We start from the raw sequence: 14,925 nt of genomic DNA, 5'->3' as shown, positions 1-14,925 counted from the left end.
CCGTCCCTGCTGAAGCAAGTAAGAAGAATGAACTAGAACAAACGGACAGGCCGTTCAATCCTTTATCTGTTCCGGAGAGAATCCCCTCTCAACAAGAACATCCTTCATGCGTCCTATGTGATTACCCTGCAGTTCTACACCATTGCCCTTTACAGTCCCTCCGCATGCGAATTTGGACTTCAGATACGTAGAGAGCTCATGAAGATCGATCTCATGGGCATCAAAGCCTTCGACAACAGTGACTTCCTTCCCATAGCGTCTTCTATTAACCTTTACCGTTATTCTCTGCTGCTCTTTTGCCACTTCTTCGCATATGCAAAGTTCCTTTGGCAGGCCACATACCGAACACATTTCAGAACTCATCTTTTGATTTATCCTCCGGGATTATTACCTATTTTAAACATTACATAGACTTAAATTAAAATAGATGATTAAAGTAAACAACAATGATATTAAAACCTAGTGGTGAATATGTCGCTACAAGTACCGAATTTGCATGTAGTGTATTCAAGCAGGCCCTCGGCCTGATGTTCAGGAAGAATATCCCCGAAGATCATGCCCTGATATTTGTTATGGACAGGAGCAGGAAAGTATCCTTACACATGCTTTTTGTCATTTTTCCCATTGATGCCATTTTCCTGGATGAGGACAAGAGAATAGTAAAGATATCCGGGCTCAGGCCATGGACAGGCTTATGCTCGTCCGGGACAAAGGTAAAATATATAATCGAGACTGCCAAAGGGACAGCAAAAAAAGCAGGCCTGAAGGTAGGCGACACCCTCACTTTCAGGAATGAATGTTAAGACATATTCCTCAAAGAAACGTTTATTAGTTTCCGGATGCTTTAAAAGCCTAGTTAATCGAGAGTTTAAATACCGAGGCACATGAATGTTATCTGAAAATGATTTTAAGATCGTTACTGAAAAGATGGGAAGGGAACCAAATCTTGTGGAACAGGGATGCTTCCTTAACCTCTGGAGCGAACACTGCTCATACCGCTCAAGTGCGCCATTGCTCAGGACCTTTACAACAACCGGCGAGCGAGTGATCATCGGGCCCGGTGATGATGCCGCCGTAGTCAACTTCGGGAACGGCTGGGTGCTTGCCATAGGAATGGAAAGTCATAACCACCCCTCATACGTAGACCCTTACAACGGGGCAGCCACCGGAGTAGGAGGCATCGTACGTGACATTATATCCATGGGCGCACGTCCCATCGCACTTATGGACCCACTCTACTTCGGGCCACTTAACAGTCCCAAGAACCTGTATCTCTTCGAGCACATCATCAAGGGTATTGCAGGATATGGAAACTGCATCGGAGTGCCCGTTGTTCGCGGAGAGGCGTTCTTTGACGAAGCATACAGCGGCAACCCTCTTGTGAATGTGGTGGCAGTCGGTCTTGCCAGGGAAGAGGATATCGTGACTGCATGTGCACAAAAGGCAGGAAACAAGCTTGTCCTTATGGGCTCGACCACAGGCAGGGACGGGCTTGGCGGTGCTTCTTTTGCTTCCAGGGACCTCTCGGAAGAGTCTGAAGCGGAGGACAGACCAAGCATCCAGATAGGCGACCCATTTACAGAGAAATTGCTGATCGAGGCAACCCTTGAAGTGATCAGGAAAGGATATGTCAAAGCCTGCAGAGACCTGGGAGCTGCCGGGCTTGCAGGTGCCAGTTCCGAAATGGCTTCCAAGGGCAACCTGGGAATGCACATAATAGCTGACAACGTGATACTTCGTGAAGAGGGCATGGTCCCATACGAGATACTTATAGCGGAATCACAGGAGCGCATGCTCTTCGAGGTGGAACCGCAGGACGTACAGGCAGTCCTTGATATCGCAAAGAAGTACGACCTTAATGCAAGCATGATCGGTGAACTCAAGCAGGAGCTGAGATATACCGTCGAGTTCAGGGGAGATATAGTTGCAGACATACCCATCAAGCTGCTCACTGAAGGTGCACCCACCTTCGAGCGCCCTTCCAGGGCTCCGGCAACTCGCGATGAAGGGGATAAGCCCCAGCTTCCTGAGGATCTTAAGCAGGCAGTTCTGAAAGTGCTCTCATCCCATAACGTAGCCTCAAAGAAATGGATCTACAGGCAGTATGACCATGAAGTGCAGCTCAGGACAGTCATGAAACCGGGAAATGATGCAGGCATCCTTAGGATAGACGGCAGCGAGGGCATTGCAATGTCCTGCGGCTGCAACCCCAGGCAGACCCTGCTTGACCCCTACCAGGGAGGGAAGGGCACCTTGATCGAGAACGCCATGAACCTTGCTGTCAAAGGCTCCCGAGGTATTGCCGTGGTGGACTGTCTCAATTTCGGCAATCCTGAAAAGCCGGACATATACTGGCAGTTCAAGCACGCCATTCTCGGACTGGGGGACGGCTGCAGGGAGCTCAAGATCCCGGTAGTGGGTGGCAATGTTTCCCTGTATAACGAAAGTGAGGAATTCAGGACTGCCATCCCGCCCACGCCTTCCATTGGTGTCATCGGTTACATCAGTGATGTGACAATAGCTCCTTCTGATGTATTCTCTAAAGAGGGAGAGACCATCATACTTGTAGGGACGACCAGGGACGAGATGGGTGGGTCCGAGTACTATGCCCTTGCCGGGAAGAAAAAGAACGGGAAAGTGCCCCATGTCCCAGAGAATGCCTCAATTATTGTCGACGCGCTTATCAGTGTGGTGGAGAGCCGGAAGATAACAACCTCACATGACATATCTCTTGGAGGTCTTGCTGTAGCGCTTTGCGAGATGAGCATAAATATGGGTGCTGATGTTGACCTTACATCCGTCGGACAGGGGATGAGGGCTGACGAGGTGCTGTTCTCTGAATCACATGCAAGAGCTATAATTGCAACTTCAGAGCCTGAAGCTGTGAAGAAACTGCTCGGGGATGTCCCTCACGCTGTTATTGGCACCACAGGAGGCAGTGAACTGAAGGTAGCAGGAGAAAGTTTCAGCCTCTCTCTGCGGCCTGGAGAAATAAAAGAGGCAAGAGAAAGCCTCACAAAACTGATGATGGAGTGAATCCATCATCAACCTTAGCACATAAGTACAACTTATCTGCGTGTTGTTGTGGTCTCATCCGCTCTTGTGTCGCTGCCTACCCTTGTGGCAAAGTATAGCATATAGAGCGCTGCCAGACCCACAAGGACATAGATTATCCTTGAGATCGTTGTCATCTCACCAAAGATCGCTGCTACAAGGTCGAACCTGAGTGCACCAACCAGACCCCAGTTGAGGCCTCCAATTATCACGAGTGCAAGAGATAACCAGTCAAGAGCATTCATTCTTGTTGCCAATTCATCACCTCCCTGTAAACCCCCTAAATATTAATTTTCTTTATGTGGGTAATGATTCATAAAGAAGGGAGTAACAACTTTTAGGATTCAACAGGACACATTAAGGAGACAGACATAGAGGGAATATCCACTATGCAATGCTGCTGATACTTAGAATCCGGAACCGGACAAGATACAAGAGCAATGGATAGGATACCGGATAGAAATAGGAATTGTAGAATGGATGTAAAATATAAGTGGGATGGACCGGGGTCCATCATGGGAAATTACTCTTCCTTTTCTGCAAACGCAAATTTGCGCAGTACTTTGGTAATCTTGATGTTTACGGTCTCGCCGACCTCGGTCTGGGGAACGAAGATAACAAAGCCTTCTATCCTGGCAATGCCGTCTCCCTCTTTTGCGATATCCTGAATCGTTACTTCGTATGTTTCTCCAGCAGCTACAGGAGCTGTTGACTCTTGATTATTGTTGAACAAAACAATGCACGTCCTTTATTTCAAAAATAAGACTTTCAACCATGCTGCCAAAAAGACGCCATAAATAGGAATTTACAGAGAATTTGCAGAATAGTATCGAATCTCAGGCATAATACATACAAATCAATATTTAAATCTTTTTAGTGACAGAAGGGCTTGCCGGTTACAGCTTAGACCACATCTATTTTAAGCATTAAAATAAAATATGTACCTAGAAATCACAATCAAATTATAGATTTGGAATAATATTCAGGATGAACTCAATGGACGAAGTACAGATCAAAGTAGAAAAAGCACATCCGAACGACTTCGGAAGGGGCATTGTCAGGCTGGACCCCACTACACTCCTGAGCCTGCAGCTGTCTCCGGGGGACATCGTGGAGATAGAGGGGAAAAGAAAGACTGCAGCCAAGGTGTGGAGAGCCGAGAGACAGGACTGGGGACAGGGCATAGTCCGTATCGACGGATTCATAAGGCAGAACGCAGGCGTGGGCATCGGGGAGAGAATCACCATCCGGAAAGCTGACGTTGAGACCGCCACCAAGGTGATCCTTGCTCCTCCCGAAGGCGTGACCATGGAATTCGGGGACCATATCAGCGAGATCATCAAGAGGAACATTATGAAAAGGCCTCTTGTTGAAGGGGATGTCATACCGATTATCAGTTCGATGACACAGCCAATGTCCAGCCAGGTGGGCGGAGGGCAGGCCATACCGCTGATAGCCGTGGAAGTCGAGCCTGCTGATGCGATCGTCATTATAGGGGAGTTCACCGAGATAGAACTGAGGCAGAAGCCGGTGAGAGGATATGACGGTGCAGCAAGAGGGATCACCTATGAGGACATAGGCGGACTTGGCACCGAGATACAGCGTGTAAGAGAGATGATAGAGCTGCCTCTCAAGCACCCGGAGCTGTTCCAGAGGCTGAACATCGAGCCACCCAAAGGGATCATACTTTTCGGGCCGCCAGGAACCGGCAAGACACTTATTGCAAAAGCCGTGGCAAACGAGTCCCGTGCCAACTTCCTGTACATTGCAGGCCCCGAGATCATGGGCAAGTACTATGGTGAAAGCGAGGAGCGTATACGCAAGATCTTCGAGGAGGCAGAGGAAGAGGCCCCTTCGATCATATTCATAGATGAGATAGATTCCATCGCACCCAAGAGGCAGAACGTTACAGGAGAAGTGGAAAGGAGGGTCGTCGCCCAGCTCCTCACCATGATGGACGGCCTTGAGGAACGTGGACAGGTAGTGGTCATTGGTGCAACCAACCGCGTGGATGCCATAGACCCGGCCCTGCGCAGGCCCGGAAGGTTCGACAGGGAGATAGAGATAGGAGTCCCGGATACCGACGACCGCCTTGAGATCCTTCAGATTCACACAAGGGGAGTGCCTCTCCGTGAGGATGTCACACCCGAGTTCCTTGAGTACCTTGCAAAGCATACCCAGGCATTTGTAGGTGCAGACCTGCTTGCACTGGTCCAGGAAGCCGCCATGAAGTCGCTAAGGCGCGCACTTCCAGACATCAACCTGGAGGACGAGGAGATACCGCAGGAGATCCTTGACACGATAAATGTATGCAGAGAAGACTTTGAGAGCGCTCTTCGGGAGATCGAGCCTTCGGCCATGAGGGAAGTGCTTGTGGAAGTACCTGCAGTGAAATGGAGCGATGTGGGTGGTCTTGACAAGGCCAAGCAGGAGATCGTAGAGGCAGTGGAATGGCCTCTGACAAAGCCGGAGAAGTTCGTCCAGATGGGTATCAGGCCTCCCAAGGGAGTATTGCTGTTCGGTCCTCCCGGAACGGGAAAGACCCTTATTGCGCAGGCTGTTGCCAATGAGTCCAATGCCAACTTCATCAGCGTGAAGGGGCCGCAGATGCTCTCAAAATGGGTAGGGGAATCAGAGAAGGCCATCCGTGAGACCTTCAAGAAGGCAAGGCAGGTAGCTCCGAGCATTGTGTTCTTCGATGAGATCGACTCTATAGCACCCATGAGGAGTGCCATGACCGAGGACGGCAAGGTCTCGGAAAGGATCGTCAACCAGCTGCTTACAGAACTTGACGGGCTCGAGCCACTTAAAGAGATAGTCGTGATAGCCGCCACCAATCGTCCTGATATGCTGGATCCCGCCCTGCTGAGATCCGGGCGCTTTGACAGGCTGGTGCTTGTCGGGCAGTCCACGCTTGCAGGCAGGAAGGACATATTCAGGATACACACCAAGAACATCCCTCTTGGAGAAGATGTCAGTATCGATGATCTCGCAACCCTGACAGAAGGCTTTGTCGGCTCGGACATCGAGGCTGTCTGCAGGGAAGCCGTGATGCTGGCCCTGCGTGACAACTTCGAGAACGACAAGGTCGGCATGAAATATTTCAGGGAGGCCCTGGCCAAGGTGAGACCCACGCTATCAGAGAACATGATGGAGTATTACGAGAGGATACAGGCGCAATTCAAGGGCGGCGTAAAGAAAGAGGAAGCAAGTTCTTATATAGGATACAGATAAATATATGAAAAATTTAAGTGTCACTTTTATATTCAGGGGTGAATGAAATTATGGCAAATGTCTTTGCAAAAAACCTTTCGAGCAAACAGGTAATGGCAACCGACGGCACAGAGATAGGCGTGCTTTTCAACATAGTGATGGACGTCAAGACAGGCGATCTGATAAACCTGATAGTTAAACCTGATATGAGCCTTGATACATCCAAATACCAGACCGATGACCAGTATATACTGCTGCCCTTCGAGTCGGTGAGAGCTATCAAGGACTATATCGTTGTGGACAAGAACCTTGCCAGAGGCCTGAAAGACAAAACGGTTTTGTAAAGCCACAGATGCAAGGTTCACCCCGGGCTTTGCAGCTTTTCCGTTTTATACCTGTATACTCTGGAGGGTCACAGCATGCCCTCTGACAGGAGATAATCAATAGCTTCTGCTGTACCATCCCCATAAGTGGTACTTGTTACATAGTCAGCAATACCTTTTGCCACATTGTCTGCATTTCCCACGGCAATGGCGAAGCCTGCAGCATCAAGCATTTCGATATCGTTCACCGAATCACCGATGGCAACAAAATCGGAGACTTCCAGGCCCATAAGCTCCGCCATCTTTGCAATACCGGTGCCCTTGTTGATCTTCCTGCTCTTGATGTGAATTGCGAAGTGGGTGTCGATTATCTCAACGTCCAACCCTGTGGTTTCCAGCAAAGCTCTTGCAGCGTCGATATCAAAGTCCCTTCTGAGCACGATCTCCGTCTTCCTGAGTGAAGAGTCAAGCTTTTCCATGTGCAACACCTGAGAGAGGAAACTGAAGGCCTCCTCACATTCGTGGATGTGATCCGAAACTATGGGCTCCCTGTCAAAACCGTCCGTGACAACGCCGCCATTCTCGGCAATTATGCGACAGCAGACCCCAATAAGCTTGGAAGCTGCCCGGGCATAGCACAGTACATTGCCTGTGGCAAGGACAACAGGTACATCAAGTGCGCGCAGTTTTTCAGCCGCTCTCAGGTTGAGCCGGCGGTCCATATCCGTTATGGTGCCGTCTATGTCGATGGCAAGGGCCTTGAATTTCATAAAAATGTAGGATAAAGGGAAACGATTAAAAAGTTTCCCTGATCACGGATCGCGCAACCCTGCGGTGGTCACGGATATGATAGCCTCCGCGTCCGGAAGGTTGGGAGAGTCCACAAGCCTGACTATCCTCTTATCCCCTTTGGACTTGCGCAGGTAAAGCCTGAAAGTCGCGGTATGCCCTACAATGTGGCCGCCTATTGGCTTTGTGGGATCACCGAAGAATGCATCAGGTTTTGCCATTACCTGGTTGGTCACAACGACACATGCATTGAAAAGGTCCCCGAACCGCTGCAGCCCGTGCAGGTGCTTGTTCAGTTTCTGCTGCCTGTCTGCAAGGGTCCCCCTGCCTATGTACTCGGCCCTGAAGTGAGCCGTCAGCGAATCCACAATTATGAGCCTTACGGGCTTGTCGGAGTTCTTCAGCTCGTTGGCAAGCTCCATCGCAGAATCCACGAGCAGTATCTGGTGATTGGAATTGAAGGCACGGGCAACGTGTATATGCTTCAGGAACTCCTCGTAATCGTACTCCTGGCCATATTTCTCCGAGAGTCCTTCAACCATCTGCTTGATCCTTTCCGGCCTGAAAGTGTTCTCAGTATCAATGATTATTACAGAGCCATCAAGACCGCCCTGCTCCTTGGGAAGCTGTACATTGACAGCAAGCTGGTGGGCTACCTGGGTCTTCCCGGAACCGAACTCGCCATACATCTCGGTAATTGCCTGGGTATCGATCCCGCCTCCCATCATCTCATTGAACTCAACGCAGCCTGTTGAAAGCTTTCCCACAAGTTTCCTGCGCTCCATCACGACATCTCCGGTCTCGAAACCCCCGATATCCGCAGATTGCCTGGCAGCCAGGATGATCTTCGCAGCGGTCGACTCGCCGATATCCGCAGCAGTTGCAAGCTCTGCAGGTGATGAGACAGCTATTGCCTCCACCGTTGTAAAACCTGCATCCATCAGTTTCTGTGCAGTTGCCGGACCCACATGGTCCAGTTCTTCTAATAACACTTCAGCCATTATTCATTACTCCATAGGTGCACATTGCTATCCATGAGGTGCACAATTGTGCTATTCTATGGTGATGAGAGTATATATACATAGACCAAGCGTGGTGAAAGTATTCGGTACGCTTTTGATGATATAACACAAAGCCTTATCATATTAAATGAGAATTTACATCCCGATGGCAAAAGTAGCGATAGGGGGCACTTTCGAATGCCTTCACGACGGGCACAGGGAACTGCTAAGAAGGGCATTCGAGCTTGCAGATGGCGGACAGGTCGACATCGGGCTTACCTCCAATGAAATGGCAAGCCGCCGAAACCGCGCTATACCGGACTACTCCCAACGGAAATCCCAACTGCTTGAACACCTGAAGGGAATTCCGGGGAACACACAATACAGGATCATCGAACTTAACGATCCCTATGGCAGGACCCTTGACGAGGACTACGATCATATTGTTGTCTCCCCTGAGACCTATCCCGTGGCGCTCAGGATCAATAGTATCCGGGAAGGAAAGGGAATGAGACCAATTGAGATAGTTAAAATAGGTTTTGTACTGGCAGAGGACAGTGAACGTATTTCCTCCACCAGGATAGTCCGGGGAGAAATAGACATTCACGGGCATATTATTCACTGATATCAAATGTACATAATTTTATTAACCTTCTTTTCCAACTAAACTTCATGAGCAGAGAATTCTCACAGATGGACAAACAGATATTCGACAAGCTTGCACCCGAAGCCGGCGGCAGCACGATGTCCGGCATGGGGCACAACTACCCCTTCATACTCAGACCTATATCCCACAGGATAGCACAGTCTGCAGAAGACTTCAGAAACCGGCTGGAGAGGCTTGATGCTACGGAGCTTGATTATCTAGTGGGCCTTGCCATGGAGGATAAGGAGGACATCCGCTCCCTTGAAGATGAGGATGTCGAGTCCTTCATGGAATTTGTCAGAGAGAGAATATCACCTGAAAGGGAAAAGGAACTTAAGGCAAAACTCGGGTTGGTATGAGCAGTAAGAAGCCTGCTGCCCTGTTATTTGGAACTGCAGGCACACCAGGGGGCTCCCTTAAAGGTACCAGCATCAGCGGAATAGAAAGGATCCGGGATGTGGGACTCGGCTGCATGGAGCTGGAGTTCGTCCGGGGAGTAAAGATGGGAGAGAAGAGCGCAAAAAGCGTTCTTGAGAAAGCGGATAAAACGAATGTTGCCCTGAGCGTGCATGCACCCTACTATATCAATCTCAACTCCGCAGAACCCGAAAAGGTAGATGCAAGTATAGAGAGGATATACGCAGCCGCAAGGACAGGAAGCCTGTGCGGGGCAAGGAATATTGTTTTCCATCCTGCCTACTATCATGAGGATACGCCCGGGAAGGTGCATGACAGGGTTTCTGTCCTTCTCAAAGCACTCACATCGCGGCTTGAGGACAAGAGCATACCTGTTGTCCTGAGGCCCGAGACCACAGGCAAGCCAACGCAGTTCGGATCCCTCAGTGAGACACTGCGCCTGAGCAGCGAGATAGAAGGAGTGCTCCCCTGCATCGATTTTGCACATCTGCATGCCAGAAGCAACGGAAATGAGAACTCCTACGAGGAATTTTCCGATATACTTGCCACGGTGGAGGAAACACTGGGCAGGGAGGGGCTGTGTGACATGCACATGCATGTATCAGGAATTGAGTACGGGGAGAAAGGAGAGAGGAATCATCTCAATCTCAGGGAATCAGACCTTGCGTACGCAGAACTGATGAAGGCCTTGAAGGAATTCAGGGCAAGGGGCCTTCTGATATGCGAGAGCCCCGATAATGAAGGTGATGCCCTCCTCCTGCAAAGAACATACGCCAGTGTTTGAAATTCCCTGGCATCATCATTCTTAAATATGAATGCCCGGTGCCAGGTGTTCCATTACCGGGTGGATCAGCGTGAGTACACCTATCAGGACTATAAGCGACCCGCTCACAAGGGGAAGCCTGCTGATGCTCCTACTGCTGACATAGCCCTCAAGGAAACCTTTCCCTTTAACGAAGATGATGGACAGGGACGTTATAGCTATTGCCAGACCTATGCTGAATACGAGCACATAGAAAAGACCATTATACACCTGGTCATTTGAAAGGCTGAGGAGCAAGATGGCGAGCGCTGCGGGGCATGGTATCAGGCCAGTGGAAAGCCCTATTGCGATAATACCTTTCTTTGTATCGATGACATGCTCATGAGGGTGATAGAATTTTCTTAATATCCATAACCCCACAGCTATCAGTATGGCTCCGCCCATAAGGCTCATGATATCGTGAGTCAGATCGACATTCAGGGTTTCCACGAGATAGATAGATGCAACACCTAAAGCCATCACAACTATAACGTGAGAGAAAACGATAGTCAGCCCAAGGAGAAGGGCATCTTTTACATCTGCATCCGTACCCATGACAAAGACTGCCATGATCGATTTTCCATGGCCTGGTTCAAGCGCATGTAATGCACCGAGAAGGAATGCAGAGATAAGCATCAGAAAGTTAAGATCAGGCGAGATTATATTCGTTCCAAATGATAATAATTCCATGATTTATGATCACCTTTCATGCAGGAGTATTTAAACTCCGTAGGTTTGAGTGTTACCTAGTAATACTTAATTGCTTTTCATTTATATAAGGCTTATTAATAAGTATGTTATTGTGCCCTGGTAAAGTGTTACTCTATTGATTGCAGTCGATCATGAACTAAATAAAAACAGACAAGAGGACTATTCTATGAAACCGTGAGAAGACATCATAGATAAAAAGAAAAACACCTATGCAAGCTCTCAACCGGACCGTAGCATTCACTGAGCAGAAGACCTGATGAAAATGTTAAACACGCGGATGAATAAATGCCAGCCGGGAGACGTGCATGCCGGCATTGAATCACTTCGCCATTTGCACAGGCATTAGCGTCTTATGAGACTTCATGCACTTACTTTTCCGCCCGGGGGTTAGCAACGCTTACAGGAATATTTATACCGCTCTTTTCCATATAGCCCCTGATACGGTCCAGCGCATGCTCCACCATGCCGTCGTGAGTAAGAATGAGGCACCTCTGCCCGGATAGAGCATTGAGGATAGAGCGGTCGATAACACCTGAAGTGACATGAATATAGATGTCATTCTCTTCAGCGATCAGCTTGCTTTTCTTACCCATGGCCCCCACGCATTCTATGCCATCTCTTTTGATGATACGCATCAGTTCATCGTGAGAGTACCTGGAGGTGTCATAGATGCCGATAGAACCTGCCCTGAGGGCCTTTCGGTCCATTTCCACTATGGCAAGGCCTTCCTCATGGATATGCAGCACGCGGCAGTTGATGGCCTCGTACATGGAATCCATGGCATATTCGCCATAGAGTATCCCCAGGTTTATGGTGTCGCCCACTTCAACCTCGGGAGGGACGTCCACCCACATCAGGTGCTGGGAACGCAGAGTCTGCACAAGGTCCGGGATGTCGCGGGGACAGCTCTTGATCTTCGCAAGGCCCCTCTTTTTGATCTCCTCATATATCTCAAGAGTGACAGGTTTCCTCAGGTAAGCAGCCTTGAGGTTTTCCGTCTGCCTGAATATGTCTTCCGGAACACCTTCACTGATAACCCTGCGGTTGTTCATTAGAAAAACATAGTCCGCCCAGCTGTATGCCAGATCCACGTCATGAGTGGAGATGATAATGGTCTTGCCAAAGTAGTTCAGTTCGTTGAGCAGGTCCATGACCTCGTCAGCACCCACCGGGTCAAGATTGGAGAGAGGCTCGTCGAGAATGATGATCTCGGGGTCCATGGCGACTATGCCTGCGATGGCAACCCTCTTTTTCTGTCCTCCGCTGAGATGGTGAGGAGGCTTGTTCTTCAGATGGGTCAGGCCCACATATTCCAGGGTGTCAGTAACTATCTTTTCAACCTTCTCTTTCGGATATCCAAGATTGATAGGTCCGAAGGCCACATCCTGGTAGATGGTCGGTGCGAATATCTGGTCATCGGAGTTCTGGAAAACTATGCCCACATTCTTCCGCACCTCGCGCAGGGATTTTGAATCATACCTGAGAGGCTCGCCGTGATAGAGCACCTGGCCTTTCTGCGGACGGTGGGTCCCGTTCAGTGCCATGAACAGGGTTGATTTACCGGAGCCGTTGCGCCCTACAAATGCGATCTTCTTTCCCTTCTCGATCTTTATGTTGATATCCTCAAGGGCAAGGGTACCGTCAGGATAAGAGTAACTGAGATCCTTTGTTTCCAGAACGACCATTTTTTCACCTCATATAAGGGTTATACCTCTTGTAAGATAGAAGACAACCAGCACCAGCACAAAATAGCCGCATGTAAGCAGGACTTCCGGCATCCTCACCGGCCTTTTCTCCTCCAGCAGTATCATCTTGCCGTCGTAACATCTGGAATTCATGGAAAGGTACAGCTTCTCGCCCTGCTCCCAGGAGCGTATGAAGAGGTTGGTGCCAAGCATGACCAGCGACCTGAAGGACGTCCTGAGATCCCGGTAACCAAGACGCACCGTCTGTGCATACCTGATTCCCATTGCAACCTCAAGGAAGACAAAGATATAGCGATACATCATCATGGCTATCTCCACGAAAGAGTCTGGGAAGCGGGTTGCCTTCAGCACTGCAAACAGTTCCACCATGGGGGTCGTGAGGGAGAGGAAGAACAGGCAAGACATGCCGCCGATGGTCCTTGAGAGTACAAGAAGTGCCATATTCAGGCCACCGCTCTTTACTGCAAGGGTGTATCCCGCAATATCGAACGAGAACAGGGTATCCCCTGTACCGAAGAAGAAAGCTATTATAACGGCGCTCGTTAACACAAAACCTGCCGGCAGGGCGAGCAGCTTCAGATAGAACTTAAGGGGTGTCCTGCCAAAATACACAGTGGCAAAGCCCATGCACCAGGCAATGATCAAAGGGGTGAAAGGAGATGTGGAAGATACACCTGTGAGAATACCGAAGGTAACTATGGATAGCTTGAGCCAGTTATTCCTGTACCTTAAAGGGCTCATCAGCGCATAATCATCAAGAATGTTTACCATATATTACCACGTTTTATCCGGGAGCAGTTTTTGTATAGATAAATTATAATCGGCCCCAGATAAGCCAGAATAACAGAGGTTGCTTCATAGATAAGTTTTTCGTCAACCCAACATCAAGAAATCAATAGCAATAGGAATAACAAAATAATAGAACATCAATCCGGCGTACCAACCACCATACGAATTCTACACCAATAGCAAAAACCAGAGACGGAGTGCTCATAAAAAGCGTAAAAGGGTGAGCGCCAATACAGTTACATCAGCTAGTTGACTTTGTTCTTTCCCCTGTAATAGCCCAGAGTATATCCTATTATCAAAGACCCGATAGCAGCCTGAAGTGCAAATAGAAGGCTTTCGGTCTCTCCGCCCGGAGGCTCGAAGCCGATCCCACCGAACCAGGGCTCATAATCAGGATTGATCTCAGCTATCACGTCCTCGGCTGCACTGTCCGCACCACTGAACTCGGAATCAGGGTTCATCACAAGTCCATAGAGGAACTGGGCTACAAAGAGGACAAGTACAATACCCACAATGTACTCAAGCTTCATTCCATTGCCTCCTTGATCTTTGTAACAGCTGCAGAGCTGAGAACATTCAGGTCCACAAGCACCTCGCTCTTGATCTGCACCACATATTTCATGATAAGTGCGGTCAGAGCTCCTTCAACAGCTGCGAGAGGTATTTGGGTTACAGCAAAGATCAGGGCGAATTTTGTGAACGATGCATAGACACCGCCCACCTCCGAAGGGAAGGCCAGGGCAAGTTGAACTGATGTGATCACATAAGTTGCAAGATCGGCAAGAGCTGTCGCAAGGAAGATATTCAGGTAAAAGTTCATTCCGGCTTTGGAAGCTGACCTGTAGAACACATAAGCTACTACGGGACCGATTATTGCCATGGATGCGGTGTTTGCTCCAAGGGTCGTCAGACCGCCGTGTGCGAGGAAGAGTGACTGGTAGAGCAGTACGATGACTCCCAGGACAGAAGTGATGGCTGGACCAAAGAGTATTGCAGCCATTCCTGTACCGGTTGGGTGAGAAGAGCTCATGGTGACCGCAGAAGGAAGCTTGAGGGAAGACAGCACGAATATGAAAGCGCCCGCAACAGCAAGCAGAGGCACCACTTCGCGCCTCTCGCTCACAAGTTTGTTCATCTGATACATACCATATATTATAACGGGAATGGAGACAGCAAACCAGATCTGCCACCAGGGAGAGGGTAGGAACCCTTCGAATATATGCAACTGAGATCACCTTCCTTTTTACCAACATTGCGAAATCAAGTAGAATTGATTAGAGCTAATAGAGGTACCATGTTATGGTAAATAAACATAACGATTCACTTTACCGTAGACACATGTTACTTAAATAGATAATAAGTGTTTGAACGATAATCATTCATATCTGTTAAAATGTTTTAATGAAACACTGAAATCTGTATCGCCAGAGAAATACCCCGGTCAACTGCTAAAGCCTTTTTATAAAAGTGCACT

At 49.0% G+C, this 14,925-nt stretch carries 17 protein-coding genes; 7 read left to right on the top strand and 10 right to left on the bottom strand.

What is annotated here, in order from left to right; translation table 11 throughout:
• Positions 1-54: 54 nt before the first annotated feature.
• Positions 55-363 (bottom strand): stress response translation initiation inhibitor YciH, encoded by a 309-nt coding sequence (yciH, locus tag PV02_RS05225; RefSeq protein ID WP_256622331.1) that lies wholly within the window; start codon positions 361-363, stop codon positions 55-57.
• 83 nt (positions 364-446) lie between these two features.
• On the opposite strand from yciH, the gene PV02_RS05220 reads away from it, so the two are divergent.
• Positions 447-803, top strand: coding sequence for a DUF192 domain-containing protein (locus PV02_RS05220; RefSeq protein WP_256622330.1), 357 nt, complete (start codon positions 447-449; stop codon positions 801-803).
• A gap of 85 nt (positions 804-888) precedes the next feature.
• Positions 889-3,036: a phosphoribosylformylglycinamidine synthase subunit PurL gene (gene purL, locus PV02_RS05215; protein WP_256622329.1), complete on the top strand. Its 2,148-nt coding sequence runs from the start codon at positions 889-891 to the stop codon at positions 3,034-3,036.
• 32 nt (positions 3,037-3,068) lie between these two features.
• On the opposite strand, the gene PV02_RS05210 is transcribed toward purL, so the two are convergent.
• Positions 3,069-3,311 carry a DUF378 domain-containing protein gene (locus PV02_RS05210; RefSeq protein ID WP_256622328.1) on the bottom strand — a complete coding sequence of 81 codons (243 nt, stop codon included), beginning with the start codon at positions 3,309-3,311 and terminating at the stop codon, positions 3,069-3,071.
• A gap of 266 nt (positions 3,312-3,577) precedes the next feature.
• Positions 3,578-3,787: a TRAM domain-containing RNA chaperone gene (locus tag PV02_RS05205; protein WP_015053914.1), complete on the bottom strand. Its 210-nt coding sequence runs from the start codon at positions 3,785-3,787 to the stop codon at positions 3,578-3,580.
• A 263-nt stretch (positions 3,788-4,050) separates the two neighbouring features.
• Between PV02_RS05205 and PV02_RS05200 the strand changes: the two genes are divergently transcribed.
• Together PV02_RS05200 and PV02_RS05195 are read left to right on the top strand one after the other, a co-directional pair.
• Positions 4,051-6,288 carry a CDC48 family AAA ATPase gene (locus PV02_RS05200; protein WP_256622327.1) on the top strand — a complete coding sequence of 746 codons (2,238 nt, stop codon included), beginning with the start codon at positions 4,051-4,053 and terminating at the stop codon, positions 6,286-6,288.
• Positions 6,289-6,338: 50 nt separating this feature from the next.
• Entirely contained in the window at positions 6,339-6,611 is a 273-nt protein-coding gene (locus PV02_RS05195) for a PRC-barrel domain-containing protein (protein WP_256622326.1), read from the top strand.
• Positions 6,612-6,679: 68 nt separating this feature from the next.
• Here PV02_RS05195 and PV02_RS05190 read toward each other — a convergent pair whose 3' ends face one another.
• Complete coding sequence (locus PV02_RS05190; RefSeq protein ID WP_256622325.1) at positions 6,680-7,360, bottom strand: phosphoglycolate phosphatase; 681 nt, start codon at positions 7,358-7,360, stop codon at positions 6,680-6,682.
• A gap of 42 nt (positions 7,361-7,402) precedes the next feature.
• Positions 7,403-8,380: a DNA repair and recombination protein RadA gene (gene radA, locus PV02_RS05185; RefSeq protein WP_256622324.1), complete on the bottom strand. Its 978-nt coding sequence runs from the start codon at positions 8,378-8,380 to the stop codon at positions 7,403-7,405.
• A gap of 166 nt (positions 8,381-8,546) precedes the next feature.
• On the opposite strand from radA, the gene PV02_RS05180 reads away from it, so the two are divergent.
• Genes PV02_RS05180 through PV02_RS05170 form a run of 3 tightly spaced genes read left to right on the top strand, consistent with a single transcriptional unit; the run spans position 8,547 to position 10,227 of the window.
• Entirely contained in the window at positions 8,547-9,005 is a 459-nt protein-coding gene (locus PV02_RS05180; RefSeq protein WP_256623056.1) for a phosphopantetheine adenylyltransferase, read from the top strand.
• Positions 9,006-9,052: 47 nt separating this feature from the next.
• Positions 9,053-9,385, top strand: a complete 333-nt coding sequence (locus tag PV02_RS05175) for a hypothetical protein (RefSeq protein WP_256622323.1) — start codon at positions 9,053-9,055, stop codon at positions 9,383-9,385.
• Positions 9,382-10,227, top strand: a complete 846-nt coding sequence (locus tag PV02_RS05170) for a TIM barrel protein (protein WP_256622322.1) — start codon at positions 9,382-9,384, stop codon at positions 10,225-10,227. The genes PV02_RS05175 and PV02_RS05170 overlap by 4 nt, the downstream gene beginning before the upstream one ends.
• A gap of 21 nt (positions 10,228-10,248) precedes the next feature.
• Here PV02_RS05170 and PV02_RS05165 read toward each other — a convergent pair whose 3' ends face one another.
• The 5 genes from PV02_RS05165 to PV02_RS05145 all read right to left on the bottom strand — a co-directional run bounded on the left by PV02_RS05165 (position 10,249) and on the right by PV02_RS05145 (position 14,676).
• Positions 10,249-10,935: a HoxN/HupN/NixA family nickel/cobalt transporter gene (locus PV02_RS05165; protein ID WP_256622321.1), complete on the bottom strand. Its 687-nt coding sequence runs from the start codon at positions 10,933-10,935 to the stop codon at positions 10,249-10,251.
• A 389-nt stretch (positions 10,936-11,324) separates the two neighbouring features.
• Positions 11,325-12,641: an energy-coupling factor ABC transporter ATP-binding protein gene (locus tag PV02_RS05160; protein WP_256622320.1), complete on the bottom strand. Its 1,317-nt coding sequence runs from the start codon at positions 12,639-12,641 to the stop codon at positions 11,325-11,327.
• Positions 12,642-12,650: 9 nt separating this feature from the next.
• Positions 12,651-13,433, bottom strand: coding sequence for a cobalt ECF transporter T component CbiQ (gene cbiQ, locus PV02_RS05155; RefSeq protein WP_256622319.1), 783 nt, complete (start codon positions 13,431-13,433; stop codon positions 12,651-12,653).
• Between the two features lie 263 nt (positions 13,434-13,696).
• Entirely contained in the window at positions 13,697-13,981 is a 285-nt protein-coding gene (locus tag PV02_RS05150) for an energy-coupling factor ABC transporter substrate-binding protein (protein ID WP_256622318.1), read from the bottom strand.
• The gene (locus tag PV02_RS05145) at positions 13,978-14,676 is read right to left on the bottom strand and encodes an energy-coupling factor ABC transporter permease (protein WP_256622317.1); all 699 of its coding nucleotides are present in this window, start codon (positions 14,674-14,676) and stop codon (positions 13,978-13,980) included. Before PV02_RS05145 ends, PV02_RS05150 begins: the two co-directional genes overlap by 4 nt.
• Positions 14,677-14,925: the final 249 nt, after the last annotated feature.

The organism is Methanolobus chelungpuianus, assembly GCF_024500045.1.
Classification (GTDB): domain Archaea; phylum Halobacteriota; class Methanosarcinia; order Methanosarcinales; family Methanosarcinaceae; genus Methanolobus; species Methanolobus chelungpuianus.
The sequence above is the reverse complement of the archived record's forward strand: the minus strand, read 5'-3'. Positions and strand labels throughout refer to the sequence as shown.

Excerpts from the sequence above, each read along its gene's own strand:
- yciH (WP_256622331.1), bottom strand. The coding sequence starts at position 363 with ATGAGTTCTGAAATGTGTTCGGTATGTGGCCTGCCAAAGGAACTTTGC.
- PV02_RS05220 (WP_256622330.1), top strand. The coding sequence starts at position 447 with ATGATATTAAAACCTAGTGGTGAATATGTCGCTACAAGTACCGAATTT.
- purL (WP_256622329.1), top strand. The coding sequence starts at position 889 with ATGTTATCTGAAAATGATTTTAAGATCGTTACTGAAAAGATGGGAAGG.
- PV02_RS05200 (WP_256622327.1), top strand. The coding sequence starts at position 4,051 with ATGGACGAAGTACAGATCAAAGTAGAAAAAGCACATCCGAACGACTTC.
- PV02_RS05195 (WP_256622326.1), top strand. The coding sequence starts at position 6,339 with ATGGCAAATGTCTTTGCAAAAAACCTTTCGAGCAAACAGGTAATGGCA.
- PV02_RS05190 (WP_256622325.1), bottom strand. The coding sequence starts at position 7,360 with ATGAAATTCAAGGCCCTTGCCATCGACATAGACGGCACCATAACGGAT.
- radA (WP_256622324.1), bottom strand. The coding sequence starts at position 8,380 with ATGGCTGAAGTGTTATTAGAAGAACTGGACCATGTGGGTCCGGCAACT.
- PV02_RS05180 (WP_256623056.1), top strand. The coding sequence starts at position 8,547 with ATGGCAAAAGTAGCGATAGGGGGCACTTTCGAATGCCTTCACGACGGG.
- PV02_RS05175 (WP_256622323.1), top strand. The coding sequence starts at position 9,053 with ATGAGCAGAGAATTCTCACAGATGGACAAACAGATATTCGACAAGCTT.
- PV02_RS05170 (WP_256622322.1), top strand. The coding sequence starts at position 9,382 with ATGAGCAGTAAGAAGCCTGCTGCCCTGTTATTTGGAACTGCAGGCACA.
- PV02_RS05165 (WP_256622321.1), bottom strand. The coding sequence starts at position 10,935 with ATGGAATTATTATCATTTGGAACGAATATAATCTCGCCTGATCTTAAC.
- PV02_RS05160 (WP_256622320.1), bottom strand. The coding sequence starts at position 12,641 with ATGGTCGTTCTGGAAACAAAGGATCTCAGTTACTCTTATCCTGACGGT.
- cbiQ (WP_256622319.1), bottom strand. The coding sequence starts at position 13,433 with ATGGTAAACATTCTTGATGATTATGCGCTGATGAGCCCTTTAAGGTAC.
- PV02_RS05150 (WP_256622318.1), bottom strand. The coding sequence starts at position 13,981 with ATGAAGCTTGAGTACATTGTGGGTATTGTACTTGTCCTCTTTGTAGCC.